This window comes from Haloimpatiens lingqiaonensis, assembly GCF_901447495.1.
GTDB lineage: Bacteria > Bacillota > Clostridia > Clostridiales > Clostridiaceae > Haloimpatiens > Haloimpatiens lingqiaonensis.
Map to the genome: position 1 here is coordinate 1 of NZ_CABDWS010000062.1, position 18,932 is coordinate 18,932.

Sequence of the window (18,932 nt, forward strand, 5' to 3'; positions counted from 1 at the left end):
TTACAATGGTTTTTATTATATGTTTATGAATTTCTTTTAATCCATCTAAATCAAAATCACTTAAGGAGCGCCTAGCGGCATCAATGCGAGGCATTTTAATTTTTTTAGGTAGTACTTTTTTAAACTTACCTTTTTTTAGCCAATGCTCTAATCTATTAAAACTTCTTATCTGAAGCATAAATCCAAATAATACTACAAAAGTAATTGTTGAAATTTTTACATCAGATTTTATTCTTTTATCTTTTAAGTTATTGATTTTTTCACCTATATCGTATACCTTATTAATATAAGTAAGTAATTGTTTTAAATAACTTTTACTCATTTTATCAGCATCCTTTTTAAGTTGGTTTCTAGTAAAAACTATTATAAAAAGGATGCTTTTATTATGCAAATTTTTTCTCTAAAATTTCCAGCAAAAATCAGAATTTATGTTTTTTAACCTAACCCTCAATCATTCATTATAAATCAGCGGGCTCACGCCCCAAAAATTTTTAAGTGCTAAACTTCTGTATAAATCTTAGTTTTAACTAGATATATTTTAACTAAAGATAGTTCTATTTTATTAGTCTTATAACTTCATCAGGCGAAAGTAATGGTCCATACCCACTTCCAAAATCACCTGAATTCTCTCCGTAGAAAACTAAAGACTTTAAATCTCCGGTAAGTGGAATAATAATTTTATCATACTCTTTTGAATCATGCTTTAATTTTGTTTTTATCTTTTTAGGATATACGAATTCTATTAATAGCTCTTTTTTCTTCATCTCCGAAAGAGTTTTTTCATCAAGAGTAACCTTATATGCAACTAATTGAGATTCAAATCTTTTATTGTTTGCTTCTAATATTTCTATAAATTTATCATCACTTTTATTTATTGTTTTTTCTTTACCATTATCATATATTACTATTTCTTTAGGTTCTTGAAAATATGAATAAATATTTTTAGTACTAGAACATCCACACAATAATATAGCTATAACAATAACACTGAATATGATTTTTCTCAATAGGATCACCTCTTTAAAAATATTTGGAATTCAAAGAAGTCTTTTTCTTAAAAGTTGTGTGGTTTTCAGAACTAAGGCTCTGTGAAATAGAACATTATGTTAATTATACCATATAATAAATTACATGCAAATAATTCCAGTATTATACTAGAGATTTAGCGCCTAAAGAAAAAAGCTAAAACTATTCCATTAAATGAAATAATTTTAGCTTTTATTGCACACTAAATTCTAGCCCTCTAGCACACTGGCACACTAGCCCACTTAAGCCATAAATTGCGTCGCAATTTATGCTTACTATTCGCTCTTAGCTATAGCTGATAAAACTAGTCCTTTATTGTGCTCTAATGCCCAGCTTATTCCCCAATCTGTTTGGAAAAGCAATAAGCTTCTGCCTTTTAAATCTTCTACTATCTTGGTATCACTAGTTACACTTAAACTAGATACTTCTCCATTACATTCTTCTATCCATCTTATATTTCTAAATGGAAGTCTTTCTAATTTAATATCTACATTATATTCATTTTTTAATCTATACTCTAACACTTCAAATTGAAGAACTCCTACAACCCCTACTATAAGTTCCTCTGCACCTATATGTGGTTCCCTAAAGACCTGTATAGCTCCCTCTTGAGAAATTTGTGTTATTCCCTTTACAAATTGCTTTCTCTTCATAGTATCCACTGGTCTAACTCTAGAAAAATGTTCTGGTGCAAATACAGGTATTCCTTCAAATTTAAACTTTTTAGAAGCTTCACATAGGGTATCTCCTATTCTAAATATACCTGGGTCAAATACTCCTATTATGTCTCCAGCATAAGCCTCTTCCACAATTTCTCTCTCTTGAGCTAAAAACTGCTGCGGTTGTGATAATTTAATTTTATTTTTTCCCTGTACATGATAAACTTCCATGCCTTTTTCAAATTTTCCTGAGCATATTCTCATAAATGCAATTCTATCCCTATGGGCTTTATTCATATTAGCTTGTATTTTAAATACAAAAGCTGAGAATTCTTTATCAAATGCATCTATTTCACCCACATCTGACATTCTTGAAAGTGGTGGTGTAGTTATTGTTAAAAAGTCTTCTAGGAAAGTTTGTACTCCAAAGTTTGTAATAGCACTTCCAAAAAATACTGGAGTAAGAGAACCATTTTTTACTTTCTCCATGTCAAAATCTTCTCCAGCCATATCTAAAAGTTCTATATCTTCCATTAACTTATTATATAAATCGTCTCCTATAAATTCCTTTGTAGCCTCATCCTCTAGATACATTTCACTTACTTCTGCTTTGCTTTGTCCGTGATTTCCACCTTTAAATACTCTTACTACTCTCTTTTCTCTGTCATATATACCTTTAAAGTTTAAGCCACAGCCTATAGGCCAATTCATTGGATAAGACTTTATTCCTAATTCATTTTCTAATTCATCCATTAATTCAAAAGGATCCTTAGTCTCTCTATCCATCTTATTTACAAAAGTAAATATAGGAATTTCTCTTATACTACATACATGGAACAACTTTCTTGTCTGTGCCTCTACCCCTTTAGCTCCGTCTAAAACCATTACTGCATTATCTGCAGCCATCAATGTTCTATATGTATCCTCACTAAAATCTTGGTGACCTGGAGTATCCAATATGTTTATACATTTGCCTCCATAATTAAATTGCATTACTGATGAAGTTACAGAAATTCCTCTTTGCTTTTCTATTTCCATCCAGTCAGAAACAGCATGTTTAGCTGTTTTTCTAGCCTTAACTGAACCTGCCATTCTTATAGCTCCACCGTATAATAACAATTTTTCCGTCAATGTAGTTTTTCCTGCGTCTGGGTGAGATATTATAGCAAAAGTTCTTCTTCTTTCTATTTGATTTATAAAATCTGACAATATTCTCTCCTCTTTCTTTTTATAATCTAATTAAAAAGGCCTGTAAATACAGACCTTAATGCTATTCTCTAGTATTTCCTATTCATAAACTCTACATGTGCTTTATAAATAACAATTTATATTATATCAAATAAGAAATAAGTTTTTCAATAGCATAAAGGCATCTAATAAAATTATTAGATAAATATTTATTGTATAAATATATTTTATTTGGTAAACACTAATTATGTATAATGTCATTCATAATGTAATAATGTCACATATATGCAATACTACAAAATGCTATTTTTATATAAAATATGGAGGATATAGCAAATGAATTTTTTACGTTGGTTAGGTAGCTTAATATTTCTATTTTGGATAATGACTTTAATATTTAGAGTTGGTGGTATTTTGATAAATCTACTATTAGCTTTAGCCATAGCAATCTTTATAGCAGATATCTTATTAAATAGGCAAAAGGTCAATAAATAAGCTGCTAGTATTACTATAATCACTAGCAGCTATTACTTAGCTTGTCTACTCTAAAAATGTAGGAATTTCTAATTTGTTTAATATAAATTTTTCTATAATATGAGCTACTCCATCTTCCTCATTAGTTAAAGTTATATAATTAGCTACTTTTTTTACTTCCTTCATGGCATTTTCCATGGCCACTCCAAGTCCTGCATATTGAATCATATGAATGTCATTACCTGCATCGCCAATGCATATAATTTCTTCCTTCTTTATATCAAATCTTTCAGCTAACTTTTTAACTCCCTGACCTTTATTAACGTCCTTATTTAAAAATTCTAAAAAGTACGGTTCACTTCTTAAAACACTATATTTTTCATATACTTCCTCTGGAAGCTGTGAAACTGCTTTAGAAAGAATTTCTTCCTTGTCTATCATCATTACCTTTATTATATTGGTATTAGGGTCTAAATTATCAAAATCCACCACATTTAATGGTATTTTATTAATTTCTGCCTCTAATAATGAATACTCACTAATTTTAGGAGTTATACATTCATTTGGAGTTAATGCATGTATATTTACACCTAGCTCCTTACTTAATTTATATAAATATTTAAGATCATCCATTTTCATATTTTGATCATATATAAGCTCTCCAGTTTTATTAAATTGAACTGCTGCTCCATTAAATGCAACGGAACAATCTTCCTCTTCTAATAAATCCAGTTGTTCTATATATCTTCCTATTCCTTTTATAGGTCTTCCAGTAGCCAAAACTACCTTTACACCCTTCTGTCTAGCACGTTGAATTGCTTCATATGTCGCATTTGATATAGTCTTATCATTTCTTAATAACGTTCCATCTAAATCTATTGCCAATAATTTAAACATAATAAATTGCTTCCTCCCAAAAATTTAATAAACAACCTTAAACATTATATCATATAAAATAATATTGTCGTAAAGCAATTTATCATGTATACATTTTCATTTGCAATTTTTTTTAATATTTTAAAATCTCCATATTATAAAGCTTAATATGGAGACCTACTTATAGAAATTAATATTTGCATTTACACCGTGAATTAATAATGACAATATATTGGGCTGATTTTAATAAATAACACGAGCTAATTTATGTATTTATATACATATTTAATATTTCTATTCTCTTCTCATCAACTTTTTCTACCTTAAATACTATATTTTCAAATTCTACTGTTCTTTCTTCTTTATCTGTGGGAATATACCCTAATAAATCTATTACAAAACCACCTATAGTATCTGAATTATTGGATTTTAAATGCAAATCCAGATACTCATTTACCTCATCTATAGAAAGTAATCCATCTACCAAATAAGTATTGGTGTCTATTTTCTTTATAGCTGGTTCCCTATCATCATATTCATCTAATATGTTACCCATAACTTCCTCTATTAAATCCTCCATGGTAACAATTCCAGAAAATCCCCCATACTCATCAATTAAAATAGCCATATGATTTTTTGTACTTTGTAATTCCTTAAATAGCTGATCTATATTTTTTGTTTCAGGAACAAAATAAGCATCCCTCAATATACTTTTTATATATTCCTCACTTATTTCCTCATTTTTATTTATGTATGCAAATAAATCCTTAGTATATAAAATCCCTATAATATTATCCGTATCCTCTTCATAAACGGGAACTCTAGAATATTTTTCTTCTACTATTTTCTGGATACTTTCTTGCATGGGAGCATTTAAATTTATGGAAAACACCTCTGTCCTAGGTGTCATTATTTCCTTAGCTAATTTATCATCAAAAGTAAAAATACCATTTATCATTTCTCTCTCTGTGCTATTTATTACTCCGTGCTCCTCCCCTACATCTATTAGAGACTTTATTTCCTCTATAGATACTTTTTCTTCTAAATTATCTGTGCTAAATCCAAGCAATCTTACTAATAAATTAGTAGAGCTAGATAATAACCTTACAAAAGGGGAAGTTATTTTAGATATAAATACAATAGGTTTTACTGCAAACATAGCTATGTCCTGAGACTTTTGAAGAGCAATTCTTTTAGGGATCAATTCCCCAAATACTAAAGTAATATAGGACAATATAATGGTAACTACTATAATACTGATTTGAGAACTATAGGGGGTATTAAATTTTCTTAAAAACGCTGCAAATCTTAAAGATATACTAGTAGCCGCGGAAGCACTAGCAAAAAATCCCGCTAAAGTGATTCCCACCTGAATGGTAGCTAAAAACTTACTAGGTTCTTCTGTAAGTTTTTTTAAAAGTACTGCTTTTTCTTCTCCTTCTTCTGCCAGCATATTAACTTTATTTTTATTCAAAGACACAATAGCCATTTCAGCAGCAGCAAAAAAAGCATTAATCATAACCAATATCAATATAATAAATATCTTTAAAAATAAATTATCAGCAGCAGAATTCATGGCTATTTCCCCCTTAAAACAAGTCTCTATAGTATTATTATCCCATTATTTTATTTTTTCATTCTAAACATAAGAAAATTAGTGGTTAGGGGAGCCGAAATCAGTGGGCTAGTGTGTCAGTGGGCTAGTGGACCGGATTTAGTGGGCTAGTGTGTCAGTGGGCTAGTGGACCGGATTTAGTGGACTAGTGTGTCAGTGGGCTAGTGGGCTAGTGGGCTAGTGAAGGTGAATTTTTCTTCATTGCATTACGAAAAATTTTAGAATTTAAATAATATAACATAATTTCACAATGTGAAATTATGTTATATTTTTAGCTTAACTTAAATCTTTTTTTGGCGATAGCCAGCCTAAATATTACACTTAAGATTTATACAAGCCAGTGCCTTAGGACAAAATATTATGAGCGCTTTTTTATATAAATCAATCATTCCTAGTATCCATAATTTAGTACCTAAAAATTAAGAATTACTACTAAATTATTTTGAAACTGGTGATTAGGGATTGTAGAGTGAACTACCACCACTTATAGAAGTTGGTGGCTTCGTGGTCAATACTATTACTGTAGCAAGTTTACCCACGCTAACCCCGTTGAACCAACGGTTTGTGTTATTATACACTAACAATACCAGTTTATTTCTTCCTGGCAGAAGTCACCGCACTAGGCGATTGTCAATTGCTAAATCACACTACCGTCAAGGCTTGGTTTTCGCTATTGTAGTGTGGGGCGAATGGTTGAATATTTTACGAGTAGAACCTTTTTCTCTACTCAACCTTATATATTCAGTTTTCTAAGAGCAATATGTTAGGTTGAGTTTATCATATTTGTTGCCTATCGGCAAGTGCTATCCATCTCCCACCTATAGAGGAGGGGAGAATTTCGCACAATTAGGTTAAACGAAAGGCTGCGCCTAAAAAATATTATGAGCGTTTTTTTATAAATTAAAGATTTTCCATAACGTAGTGGCGGAAAATCCTCCTTCAATAGGCCGTCTCCCACCCACCAAGTAAGTATTCTGTAACTGAAAAAACTGACTTTAATGGAGTGATAAAATTGAAATTTAGGACTATTGAACTAGCTTTAGAACTTCTTATGTTTTGAAATTTAAAGCCCCGTTAAGAAGCCTTCATTGCCTGAGCGAGGAACGAGTGAGTTTGAAGGCTTTAGGGGATTTAAATTTCAAAACATTTAGAAGTTCTTAGCGTATTGTTCACAGTCCAAAATTTCACATTTATCACGGAATTAAAAGCAGATTTTTCCTACAGTGTTTACTTGAAATTTATTCTTCTGGAATGAATCCTATTTTCTTTTTCATTTTTCTTAAAGTCTTATTAGCTACATATCTGGCTTTTTCTGCACCACTTTTGTATATACTTTGAAGATACTCTTTATTAGTTATTAATTCTTTTACTTTTTCTTGTATTGGACTTAATTCACCTATTATAGCTTCTGCTACATCATTTTTAAATTCTGCATAGCCTTTACCTTGATAATAATTTTCTATCTCCATTGGAGTTATACCCTTTATTACACTTAGTATATTTATTAAGTTTTTAACTCCTGGCTGATCATCTGTGTATTTTACAATTCCTAAGCTATCTGTTACTGCTCTGTTTATTTTCTTCTTTATTACATCTGGTGGATCCATTATTAATATGAATCCATTAGGGTTATCTGCAGATTTAGACATCTTCTTTGAAGGCTCTTGTAAATCCATTATTTTTGCACCGGCTTCTGGTATATAAGGTTCTGGTATAGTAAATGTAGGACTATATATACCATTAAATCTTTCTGCAATATCTCTTGTAAGCTCTAAATGCTGTTTTTGATCTTTACCCACTGGAACTAAATCTGTTCCATATAAAAGTATATCTGCTGCCATAAGCACAGGATAATTTAAAAGTCCTGCTGCTACACTTGAGCCTGATTTAGCTGATTTGTCTTTAAATTGAGTCATTCTTGATAGCTCTCCCATGTAGGTAAAGCAATTTAAAAGCCATGCTGCTTCTGAATGTTGTGGTACATGTGATTGTATGAACATAGTATTTTTTTCTGGAACTATTCCTGATGCAATGTATATAGACAATAATTCCAAAGTTCTTCTCCTTAAATCTTTTGGCTCTTGTTTTACAGTTATTGCATGCAAATCCACAACGCAAAAATAACAATCATATTCATCCTGTAGTTTAACCCAGTTTTTTATCGCTCCTAAATAGTTACCTAATGTTAAATCACCTGAAGGTTGAATTCCACTAAATATTACTTTCTTATCTCCCATCTTTTTTTCCTCCTAAATATATATTTTATGGTCAGTTATAAATAAACAGAGCTCTTAGCTTCAGATGGAGTTTTTACTCCATCTGAAGGTTAGAGATCGTTATCCAGGGACGTAGCTGCCGTTATCTCCCACTTTGTTAGAAGTGGGAGTGTTACGCCAGGTAGTCATCGGATAAAATTCTTAAATTGCATAAAAAATAAAGTCCTATGGATAAATCCATAGGACGTACATACGTGGTGCCACCTAAATTCGAGAAACTATATAGTTCTCCTTTAAAAGATACATAATAATATCCTGCCTCTGTAACGTAAGGCTTACGTCAAGAACTACTAAAATTCATTCCGAATCTCCGAGACCCATTCAGCTTAATCATAGTTACTGTAATCACACCATCTACAGCTCTCTGAAAACCTGTTTTTAAACCTACTTGCTTCTCTTCAAAGATTATATTATATGTTACTAATTATATATTATAATATTCCTAGTTTCTGCTTTTGTCAACATGTGGTTTCTATCGTTATATTATAATTATTCTACAAAAGGTATTACATCACTTGAATTATAAAATTCATCCCAATTATACCTTTTTATGATTTAATTATACTATAAAATTATTTATTTTCGCCTTTCCATAGACCGTGTAAGTTGCAATATTCTCTAGCATATTTTATTTCTTCTTTTACTTTAAACAATGCTTCTGGCTTATCCTCTGGTGTTAAGAACTTTCTATATACTCTGTCTTCTGTATGAAGTTCTATCCATTGAATATAGTGTTCAGGTGTCATTGGATGAGCAACTTCTCCAACCTTTACTAATATACCATCTTCTACTTTTTCTATAACTGGAACATGCTTTTCTGTTGCTGCATCAGTAGTATTTTCTGCTTTCAATGTCATTGGCTTTCCACAGCAAACTAATGTGCCCGCTCCTTTATTCACTACCTCTACTATATTTCCACATATCTCACATTTATAAACTTGTTTTAATTCTGTCATTAAAATCCCTCCTATTATATTATTATTTATTAATAATACTTATTATTTAACTTCTATATAAATAATTAAAATCCTTCTAAATTTCTTTAAATTTCTAGTATTCTTTATAATTCTTTATAATTCTTTTTATTTTTCATAACTGCTTATTAATATTTGTAAATTATATTTATTATTCTTACAAGTCTTGCCATGCATTACAACTATAATCCAAGTTTAAAACCAATAACTTTGTTTATTTAATTTAAAAATTTCACATACTATATATAGTTATATAGAAAGGATGTGAAAAATTAATGAAAAATAAAAAGAATAAAACTCCCTATGGACCAAATAAAAGAGACTATTTAGAGCAGGAACCTAAAAAAGTAACCTCTTGCTCTGAAAAAGACTGCATAGAATTACCGGATAATGTTACAGACTCTATTATAGTTAATAATATATCCTATCCAGAATTCGATTATACCTATAATGATGGAGAAGATATCTAAAACAAACTATAAGCTTCTTAGGAAATATTATGCCTAAGAAGCTTATAATTTTTATAGGCACTAAATTAAAACTTCCACACTGTGTTCTCCCTCATCTAGGTAAGGTATTATGAAGTCATCTAAAATTTTACCATCTAATTTTACTTCTTTTTTGTTTCCCCTTAAAACCTTTATGTTGTATAGAGCATTATTTCTTCTGTAAGTAATAGAGTACTCCTTCCAAGCATCTGGAATGCAAGGTTCTATAACAAATCCTTTTTCTTCCTTTAATTTAATGCCCAGTATATCCTCTATTCCAACTCTGTACATCCAAGAAGAAGTTCCCGTATACCAGCTCCAACCACCCCTTCCTTCATGAGGTTCCTTGCCATAAACATCAGCAGTCATTACGTAAGGCTCCGTCTTAAAGGTTTCGCACTCTAAATAGGATCTGGTGTGATTTATTGGATTTATCATGTTGTAAATTTTTAAAGCCTTATCTCCCATGCCCATTTTGGCATAAGCTTTTATTACCCAGGTAACTGAATGAGTGTACTGCCCTCCATTTTCTCTTACTCCCGGCACATATCCCTTAATATATCCAGGCTCTAAGTTAGACTTATAAAAAGGAGGCGTTAATAAGAGTACCATGCCCTTATTTTCTTTTATCAAATATTTATCTAAGGATTTCATGGCTTCCTTTAATCTATCTTTATTTCCTGCTTCTGAAATCACAGCCCAAGATTGAGATAGAGAATCTATTTGACACTCTTCATTTTCTCTAGAACCCAGTGGAGTTTCATCATCAAAATAAGCCCTTCTATACCACTTTCCATCCCAAGCATTTTTTTCTAGATTTTCTCTTATAAATTCTTTATATTCCTCATATTTATCCTTTCTCTCTTTATCCTGCATAACCATACACAGGTTAGCAAAATTATCTAATATACTATACAAGAACCATCCAAGCCACACACTTTCACCTTTACCCTCATTACCTACAGTACTCATGCCATCGTTCCAATCGCCGCTGCCCATTAAAGGTATGTTGTGAACTCCAAATTTTAAGGATTTATCAATAGCTCTTATACAGTGTTCATATATACTTCCCTTTTCTTTAGATACCCTAGATATATTATATCTTTCATCTTCACCTTCTTTTAAAGGTTCATCTTCTAAATAAGTTACCTCTTCCTTTAAAATACTGTAATCTCCAGTATTTTTAATATAATCTGCTGTTACATAAGGCAACCATAATAAATCATCAGAAAATCTAGTTCTTATGCCGCTATCTACAATAGGATGCCACCAGTGCTGCACATCTCCCTCTAAATATTGTCTAGATGCAGCATATAAAATTTGCTCCTTTGTAAAACTGCTATCCAAGTAAGCTAATGGCATAACATCCTGCAATTGATCCCTAAATCCAAAGGCACCTCCTGATTGATAAAATGCAGTTCTTGCCCATATTCTACAAGCTATAGTTTGGTAAACAAGCCAACCATTTAGCATGATATCAAAGGTAGGCTCTGGTGTTTTAACTCTTATGGATCCTAAAATATCTCTCCAGTAATTCTTAACTTCTTCTAATTTATTAAAAGAATAATTTACATCTTTATAGGAAGAAACTATTTCATTTATAGTACTTATATCCTCTTCCTGTCCTAATAAAATAACCAATGTTTTTTCCTCATTAGGCTCTAAATGTACTTTAGAACTATAAGTTAAGCAAGGATCCATGCCCGCACCTACTGTATTAGAAAGATTTTTATTTTTTAATGCTCTTGGAGATTTATAATCCCCACCTCTTCCTATAAATTCTTTTCTATCCCCTGTATAACTTTCTTCTTTTCCTCCTATAACTTTTAAGTACGCCTTTAGATTTCCAAAGCTTTGGTTATAAGGGTTGCTTCCATAGATATACCCTTCCTGTTCATTAAAATAAGAGGATATATATGCTCCCGTATGCTGCGGTGCTACTCCTAAAACCAATCTAGAATAATAGGTAGCAGATATTTCTCTTGGTTCTGAAGATAAATTTTTAAGGGTAAGATTACACACCTTTACCTTTTGGTCTATAGGTACAAACATTGTTAGTTTTCCCAATATGCCATTATACGCATGAGTAAAAGTAGAATATCCAAAGCCATGCTCTATAACATATTCTTCCTTATGCCTTATAGGGGAAGGTGTCACATTCCATAGCTCTCCTGTAAATTCATCCCTTAAATAAATCACTTCATCACTAGGATCTATAATTGGATCATTGGACCAAGTGGTTATTTTATTTTCCCTACTGTTTAAACACCAAGTATAAGAGCTTCCTCTTTCTGATACGTGGAATCCAAACCACTTATTGCTTATTACATTTATCCATGGAGCTGGAGTATCCTTACTATCCTTTAAAATAATAATATACTTATGTCCCTGTGGAGAAAATCCTCCATAGCCATTAAAATACTGCAATTCTCCTACTTCATACTTATATTCTTGTATATTATAATCCTTATGTGACACTTGTAATTTTTTCTCTTCCCTATACTCCTCTTCCCCATCCCTCATGCAATTTATAAAGGAATTCTTTTCGCCATCTATAACTATTCTAGCAATGGCTTTTATAAAATTAATATCCTCCTGTTCCATAGAAGCCCTATTTAATAGGAATACTCCTCCATTTCTGTTTTGTTTATCCCTTAAAGGACTTCCTTGAATAAGTTCTCTTATATAGTTTTGAATTGGCTCCATATAGGAAACCTCTTCCTCATTTAATATTACTAAATCTACTGTAAGTCCCTTAGAGTTCCAATATTCATGAGCTTTTATAACTTGCCTTACAGAATCCATATGTTTCTTTTCTCTACAGGTAAGTAGCACTATAGGTAAATCTCCAGATATACCATACTTCCATAAATCCTTCTGGGATCTTTTAATGTTTTTAATCCACTGTTGTCTTTCCCTATGAGATAAATTAGTAAATAGTATATTAGCAGCTCCTGATTGATATAAATTGGCCTGAGAAGATTTTATTCCCAGGTACTTCATGTTTAATTGTGCTTCTGTCCAAGCTAATGTGAAGTTTCTCTCTATGTTTCCGTATTCACTGTACTTTTTAGCCAGTTCTATTAATTCTTCCTTAGAATCCCCTAAAGCAGTGGTATAAATTACCTCACAATTACTTCCTGGCTGTATTTTTATTTTTCTTCTTATAGCTATTATTGGATCCAAAACTGTGCCTACTGAGTTTTTAAGCGGAGCATCATTATCCATACATATAGGATTTCTTAACTCTCTCCCTCTGCCAACAAAATTAGCTCTGCTGGTTTCATATTGCACAGCTGCCACTGACTGACCTTTAACTATAGATACCTGCATAATATATGGTGTCTTTTCATCCTTTTTTCTTCCACGCCTTTTAGCAATTATACATTCTCTTTCTTCATCATATTCCGTCTGTATAAATAAATTCTGAAATGCTGGATGCACCAAATCACTACTGTAATTATTTAAAGTTACCTCACAATAGCTGGTTACCTCTAAAATTTTCTCCTCTGCGCCATTGTTAGTTATGGTTAATTTCCTTATCTCACCATTATCTTCCCCAGAAACTATTATTTCTGTAAAAGTAGTTAAATCTCCATCTTTTCTTTTAAAGCCTACTCTATCTAGGGAAAATAAAACCTGATAATCTTCTCCTTGAGTTTTACAAGGTTCATAGGTAGCACTATAATAATGATTATCCTTAAGGTCCTTAATGTAGAAAAACATACCTTTATCATCTAAAGTTACATCTTCCCTCCACCTATATAGATGCATATCTCCTTTTTTAGAATATCCACTTCCGCTATTAGAAATCATTAAGCTATATTCTCCATTAGACAATAAATTCACCCTAGGCATATCTGTATTAGAAGAATGGTATTGTCTAACTATGATATTCCTCTTTTCAGTTTTATTTTCTTCTTTCTTAGAATAATTTTCTTCTCTATCATATACTATTGCCTTTGGTATCCTTTCCTGCAATAACAACTCTGCAGCTTTAACTCTAGGTACATTGTGAAATCTTTTTTGAAGTATATTATCTTTTAGTACATTGTCTAATGCCATAAAACTCATGCCTTCATGATGTACCATGAAACATTTTACTATTTTATTGTCCCTACCCTTTAGCCTATTTTTTGTATAATCTACGGCTTCATAAAATCCATATCTACCTAAAGCACCTAGCTTTTCTAAGGCATGTAAATTATCTATAGCTGATTTTTTATCTACCTGCATAGCTAGTACGGTGGAATAAGGAGATATAACCAATTCATCTGCTAATCCACGCTTTACTCCTATACCAGGCACTCCAAAGGCTTTGTACTGATAATTCATATCCCTATCGAAATAGTAAAAAGCAGACTCAGATATTCCCCAAGGGATTCCTTTAGAGGAGGCGTAGCTTATTTGGCCTTGAACTACCGCATTATAGGTCTCATGAAGCAATGTATCTTTATAGTCCTTCATTACTAATAAAGGCATAAAATATTCAAACATGGTGCCACTCCAAGAAACTAAAGCCTTTCTCCCTTTTATTTTGGTAAGTGCTCTTCCCAGTTTGAACCAAACCACCTCACTAATGTCTCCCTTAGCTATAGCCACAAAAGTTGCCTGCCTAGCTTCAGAAGCCAACAAATCATAATAACTATTTCCTATACTGTTCTTTTCCACATCATACCCTATTGAAAATAGCTCTCTTTCTTTATGAAATACCATAGTGAAATCTGTATTTTCTGCCATATGGCTAATTTCATCTATCAATTGTTTTATATCTAATTTCACCGACTCATGAGTAGTTTGCTTTCTTTTATCTTGATCATATTCTAAAAATATTTCTCTTACTTCTAAATTAAACATCTCTATAGAACTCTTTAATTTATTGTTCCAATATAAATTTCCCTGTAAATTTGCCTCTTCACATTTAATCTTTAAAAACTCTAATAATTCTAGAAATTTATTTAAACTTACCTTTTCATTCTTATATACCTGAAATATATCACTATAATAATTCTTTTCTCCTGTTTTTTCAGCTATTTCTTCTTCAGCTAGTAAAGCCGTATCCTCTAATCCTCTAACATACCTATCTAAATTATCTGAATTCTTAAAATTATCCACATATTCTTTAAGAGATTCCTCTATTACCCACAGATAACCCACAAGATTACCACTATCCACTGTGGATATATATTTTGGATTTAAAGGTTCTCCTGTTTTAGTGTTATACCAATTGTAAAAATGTCCTCTCAACTTTTCTAGCTTATTCATATTTTCTATTGAATTTTTCATTCTATAAATCAACTGCAAAATACCTATATATCCTAAATCATAAGCCACAATATTAGCCATTAATCCCATACCTAAATTAGTAGGAGATGTTCTTGGTGCCACCCCTCTATAAGGAGATTCCTGATAATTATCTGGAGCTAGCCAATTGTTTTTTTCATTTACAAAATCCTCAAAATAAGCCCAGGTTCTTCTGGATAAGCCCCTTATATATCTTATTTCCTGCTCTCCTAACTTTTCTTCCTCTATTTTAATATCCCTACTTATGTAATATGCTATATAAGGACTTAAAAACCACACTATGGTAAAAGGAAGCATGGATATGCCTGATGCAGTAGATTTTAAAAATGCCAATGCGCATATAATTAAAGCCAAAAAACTCCCCTTCCACATAAAGCTTATATAACTTATTAATGTCTTTCCTGATTTTCTCTCTGCATCTTCAGCAGTCTGCCATTCTAAAAGATTCTTTTTACTTATGGTTAGTCTATATAATGTTTTAATTATGGCATCCACCATTAAACATGCTTGATAAGGAATAAAACATAATATTAAGAAAACTTGATAAAAAACAGTTTTAATATTAGATATTCTTCCAGACAAACTTATACCCTTTATAGGTGATGTTACAAATTCTGTAACGTCGAATAAAATAGGACTTATACTAGCTAATATAGCTGCTACTATCCACTTGTCAGTACCATCAGGCAATACATTAAATGATAAAGCTACCAATAACATTATAGCTGGTGCCAATAAACTTCTCCTTAAATTATCTATAAGTTTCCATCTAGATAAAGCATTCAATCCATTGCCTTTAAAAACCCACGGAATTAACTGCCAATCGCCTCTTACCCATCTATGAAGTCTTTTGCTACTAGAGTTGTAATAGGCAGGATATCCATCTATAAGCTCTATATCGGTAACTAATCCAGCTTTAACATAAGAACCTTCCAAAAGATCATGGCTTAAAACCGCATTTTCTGGCACTTTATCCTCAAGCATATAGTTAAAAACATCTATATCATATATGCCTTTACCTGTAAATATACCTTCACCAAACAAGTCTTGATATACATCAGATATAGCTTTTGTGTACACATCAACTCCCACTTCTCCAGAAAATATCTTTGAATAAAGAGTTTTATTGGCACTTATAACATCTACACTTATTCTAGGTTGTAAAAGACCATAACCTCTTACCACCCTTTTCTTTTCCTCATTAATAACAGGCTTATTAAGTACATGTGCCATAGCCCCTATTAATTTCCTTGCAGCATTTCTAGGTAACTTAGTATCCGCATCCAAGGTTATTACATATTTACATCCTTTTAAATTTTCTATATCTCCACTTATAAAATTAAAACTAGTATTTTTTCCTCCTCTTAAAAGTTCATTAAACTCCATTATTTTTCCACGTTTTCTTTCCCAAGCCAGCCATTTTCCTTCTTTTTCATTATATTTTCTAGGTCTGCAAAAATAATAAAATATATCCTCTTTACCACCAGAATACTTCCTATTAAGTTTTTTCACTTCTTCTAAGGTAAATTTTATTATTTCTTCATCCTCATGATCTTTTTCCCTTTGGCTATCTTTTAAATCTCCTAACAAAGCAAAATAGAGATTATCTAATTTATTAGCTAAATAATATATCTCCATATGCTGTACTAATTCTTTGGCTCTTTTTTTACTGTTTATTATAGTAGGTATTATAACTACTGTCCTATTTTCTTCATCTATTCCATCCTTAAGTTCCATCTTAGGTATAAATCTTGGCGTTGACAAATAGTTAATACTCCAATTTAAAAGTGAAATCACTATCTCACTACAAGGCACTATTAACACAATAAACGCTAAGACATATTTCCAAAGAAATATATCTCTATCACTTCTAAGACTTAAAGAAATAAATATACACATAACTAAAATAGTTCCCAGAACTATGCTTCCTATGTATAATGCAACTTTTTTCTCCTTTAATTTATAATCCAGTCTATCCGCACACTTTTCCTTTAGGTTAAGTTTTTCCCTTAAACATTTAATTCCATCATCAATTAAATAATATCCCACATGTCTTTTATATTCTTGGTGATTTTGGAAACACTGCTGTTCATCACATTCTTCTGCACACTCCAATGCCTTTTTAACTATAAATGATTCAGGTAAATTAAACTTTTTAGATAGTTTTTCAATATTATATCTGTAATAATCTTGAGAATCAAAATCCATATTAGGGTATACTTCTACAGGGTCTTTCATAAGTAAATTTTCCACATAGCTAAGCTTTTTAAAGTATTTCCTCCAATTAATGCCTTCTAAAGTCCTTATGCTATTTATAGAGTTACCCATGGATAACTGCATCGCAGCCTCTTTTTTATGCTCCTCTATGATTATTTTTTGATAATTAAGCTCTTTCATTTCTAAATTATCATTTATCCAATCATAAACCTTTCTATTTTCTATACCATTGTCTTTTAATATTTTAAAAAGTCTTTCACCAAAAAAATAAGTAAATTCTATTTGCTCTTTAAAAATATCATCTAATTCCTGTTCCCCATTAGACCTATGACAAGCATCTATTATCCTTTCAGCTATTAAATCTCCCTTTATTTTTTCTTCTTGAGCAAAAAGTACACTTTTAGCCACATTACTTATATTTTGAATTAAGGCTATTCTAAGCATCACTGGAAGCATCCATAATTCCTTACTACTAAGTACAGTATTCTTCTCATATGCCTTTATAAATCTCTCTATAATTTCTTCATCTACACGCCCATCCGTATGGGACACAATTTCCACAGCTATATGATAAACCCTAGGATAATCTTTCATTATTCCCTTGGTCAAAATAGGCAGATTCTTATAATTCTTTTTAGGTACATTGTTTTTAACATACTTATATTCCTTTTGAATTAAAAACATATTGTCCAAAATCCATTCTGCTGCATAAAGCCTATCACTGCTGTTCTTTTGATGCATTTCTATCTTTTCATGAGCCTCTACTATATCATTAAAACTTCTATCTAAGCTTTCTATTAAAGTTTTATTGTATCCTCTTTTATCCACAGAAGAATACCCCCTAGATATTTCCTCTGCGTGCTTTTCTAAATCTTCTATATTAACAATTATTTTAGGCACTACATCTATTGGTGATTCTTCTTTACCTCTTCTTTTAGTTAAGGTATAACTAAAAAAAGCAATAAAGGCTATAGAAATTATTGTAACTAGCACTGTATAAAAGTAATTCATTTATTTCTTCACCCCTCAGTTAATTTGATAAGAAAATGTGTTTTCATTTTTAAGCAACCTTAATGTATTATTTCCCAAATTAACTGAATTAATTCAAAATATAAGAAAAATGTGACTTAGGTGCATAGGAAAAATCTGCTTTTAATTCCGTGATAAAATTGAAATTTGGGACTGTGAACAGTACGCTAAGAACTTCTAAATGTTTTGAAATTTAAAGCCCCTAAAGCCTTCAAACTCACTCGTCCCTCGCTCAAGCAATGAAGGCTTTTTAACGGGGCTTTAAATTTCAAAACAAAGAAGTTCTAAAGCTAGTTCAATAGTCCCAAATTTCAATTTTATCACTCCATTAAAAGCAGATTTTTCAGTTCATGCGTATATCGTCACGGGGAGAAAACAGCCTACTAAAGGATAATTTTTCTTCATTGCATTACGAAAAATTTTAGAATATAAAAAAGATAAATAACATAATTTCACGTTGTGAAATTGTGTTATTTATCTTTTGGGACTTAACTTAAATCTTTTATTGGCGGCAGCCAGCCTAAATATATAAATAATAAATAATAAATATCAAATATCAATTAATGTGGATTTTCTTCATTTTATTTAGGAAATCTTTAATTTATAAAAAGGGAGCGTTCATAATCTTTTTTAGGTGTAGCCTTTCGAAAGTTATATGATACTTATTAAAATAAAATAGTAACTTAACTTCTTTAATTTTAAAAGCTAAAAATCCATTTATAGATAAATATTTATATATATGAATATTATTACATTGGTAATACTTATAGTTATCCTATAAATAACTAACAAATTTTTCTAACAGG

At 31.1% G+C, this 18,932-nt stretch carries 10 protein-coding genes and 1 other annotated feature; of the genes, 2 read left to right on the plus strand and 8 right to left on the minus strand.

Translation table 11 applies throughout. From position 1 onward, the window contains the following. The 3 genes from FGK85_RS11510 to FGK85_RS11520 all read right to left on the minus strand — a co-directional run. Nucleotides 1-322 (minus strand): hypothetical protein (locus FGK85_RS11510; RefSeq protein WP_341472484.1); only part of this gene is annotated, 322 nt, incomplete at its 3' end. A gap of 232 nt (nt 323-554) precedes the next feature. Then, on the minus strand, nt 555-1,007 hold the full coding sequence (locus FGK85_RS11515) for a hypothetical protein (RefSeq protein WP_138206771.1): 453 nt from the start codon (nt 1,005-1,007) through the stop codon (nt 555-557). A 294-nt stretch (nt 1,008-1,301) separates the two neighbouring features. Next, a complete protein-coding gene (locus tag FGK85_RS11520) occupies nt 1,302-2,894 on the minus strand; it encodes a peptide chain release factor 3 (RefSeq protein ID WP_138206773.1) in 1,593 nt (530 codons plus the stop codon). A 315-nt stretch (nt 2,895-3,209) separates the two neighbouring features. On the opposite strand from FGK85_RS11520, the gene FGK85_RS15400 reads away from it, so the two are divergent. Further along, the gene (locus tag FGK85_RS15400) at nt 3,210-3,368 is read left to right on the plus strand and encodes a hypothetical protein (RefSeq protein ID WP_171011404.1); all 159 of its coding nucleotides are present in this window, start codon (nt 3,210-3,212) and stop codon (nt 3,366-3,368) included. 45 nt (nt 3,369-3,413) lie between these two features. Here FGK85_RS15400 and yidA read toward each other — a convergent pair whose 3' ends face one another. The 4 genes from yidA to FGK85_RS11540 all read right to left on the minus strand — a co-directional run bounded on the left by yidA (nt 3,414) and on the right by FGK85_RS11540 (nt 9,070). Next, entirely contained in the window at nt 3,414-4,244 is an 831-nt protein-coding gene (gene yidA, locus FGK85_RS11525; RefSeq protein WP_138206775.1) for a sugar-phosphatase, read from the minus strand. 244 nt (nt 4,245-4,488) lie between these two features. After that, nucleotides 4,489-5,799 carry a hemolysin family protein gene (locus FGK85_RS11530; RefSeq protein WP_138206777.1) on the minus strand — a complete coding sequence of 437 codons (1,311 nt, stop codon included), beginning with the start codon at nt 5,797-5,799 and terminating at the stop codon, nt 4,489-4,491. Between the two features lie 1,277 nt (nt 5,800-7,076). Further along, on the minus strand, nt 7,077-8,075 hold the full coding sequence (gene trpS / locus FGK85_RS11535; RefSeq protein WP_138206779.1) for a tryptophan--tRNA ligase: 999 nt from the start codon (nt 8,073-8,075) through the stop codon (nt 7,077-7,079). 216 nt (nt 8,076-8,291) lie between these two features. Then, nucleotides 8,292-8,525, minus strand: a binding site (T-box leader). 161 nt (nt 8,526-8,686) lie between these two features. Next, a complete protein-coding gene (locus tag FGK85_RS11540; protein WP_138206781.1) occupies nt 8,687-9,070 on the minus strand; it encodes a desulfoferrodoxin in 384 nt (127 codons plus the stop codon). 293 nt (nt 9,071-9,363) lie between these two features. Between FGK85_RS11540 and FGK85_RS11545 the strand changes: the two genes are divergently transcribed. Continuing rightward, nucleotides 9,364-9,558: a hypothetical protein gene (locus FGK85_RS11545; RefSeq protein ID WP_138206783.1), complete on the plus strand. Its 195-nt coding sequence runs from the start codon at nt 9,364-9,366 to the stop codon at nt 9,556-9,558. A gap of 60 nt (nt 9,559-9,618) precedes the next feature. Here the strand turns inward: FGK85_RS11545 and FGK85_RS11550 are convergent, their stop codons facing one another. Further along, nucleotides 9,619-18,108: a glycoside hydrolase family 94 protein gene (locus FGK85_RS11550; protein WP_138206785.1), complete on the minus strand. Its 8,490-nt coding sequence runs from the start codon at nt 18,106-18,108 to the stop codon at nt 9,619-9,621. Nucleotides 18,109-18,932: the final 824 nt, after the last annotated feature.

Excerpts from the sequence above, each read along its gene's own strand:
- FGK85_RS15400 (WP_171011404.1), top strand. The coding sequence starts at position 3,210 with ATGAATTTTTTACGTTGGTTAGGTAGCTTAATATTTCTATTTTGGATA.
- yidA (WP_138206775.1), bottom strand. The coding sequence starts at position 4,244 with ATGTTTAAATTATTGGCAATAGATTTAGATGGAACGTTATTAAGAAAT.
- FGK85_RS11530 (WP_138206777.1), bottom strand. The coding sequence starts at position 5,799 with ATGAATTCTGCTGCTGATAATTTATTTTTAAAGATATTTATTATATTG.
- trpS (WP_138206779.1), bottom strand. The coding sequence starts at position 8,075 with ATGGGAGATAAGAAAGTAATATTTAGTGGAATTCAACCTTCAGGTGAT.
- FGK85_RS11540 (WP_138206781.1), bottom strand. The coding sequence starts at position 9,070 with ATGACAGAATTAAAACAAGTTTATAAATGTGAGATATGTGGAAATATA.
- FGK85_RS11545 (WP_138206783.1), top strand. The coding sequence starts at position 9,364 with ATGAAAAATAAAAAGAATAAAACTCCCTATGGACCAAATAAAAGAGAC.
- FGK85_RS11550 (WP_138206785.1), bottom strand. The coding sequence starts at position 18,108 with ATGAATTACTTTTATACAGTGCTAGTTACAATAATTTCTATAGCCTTT.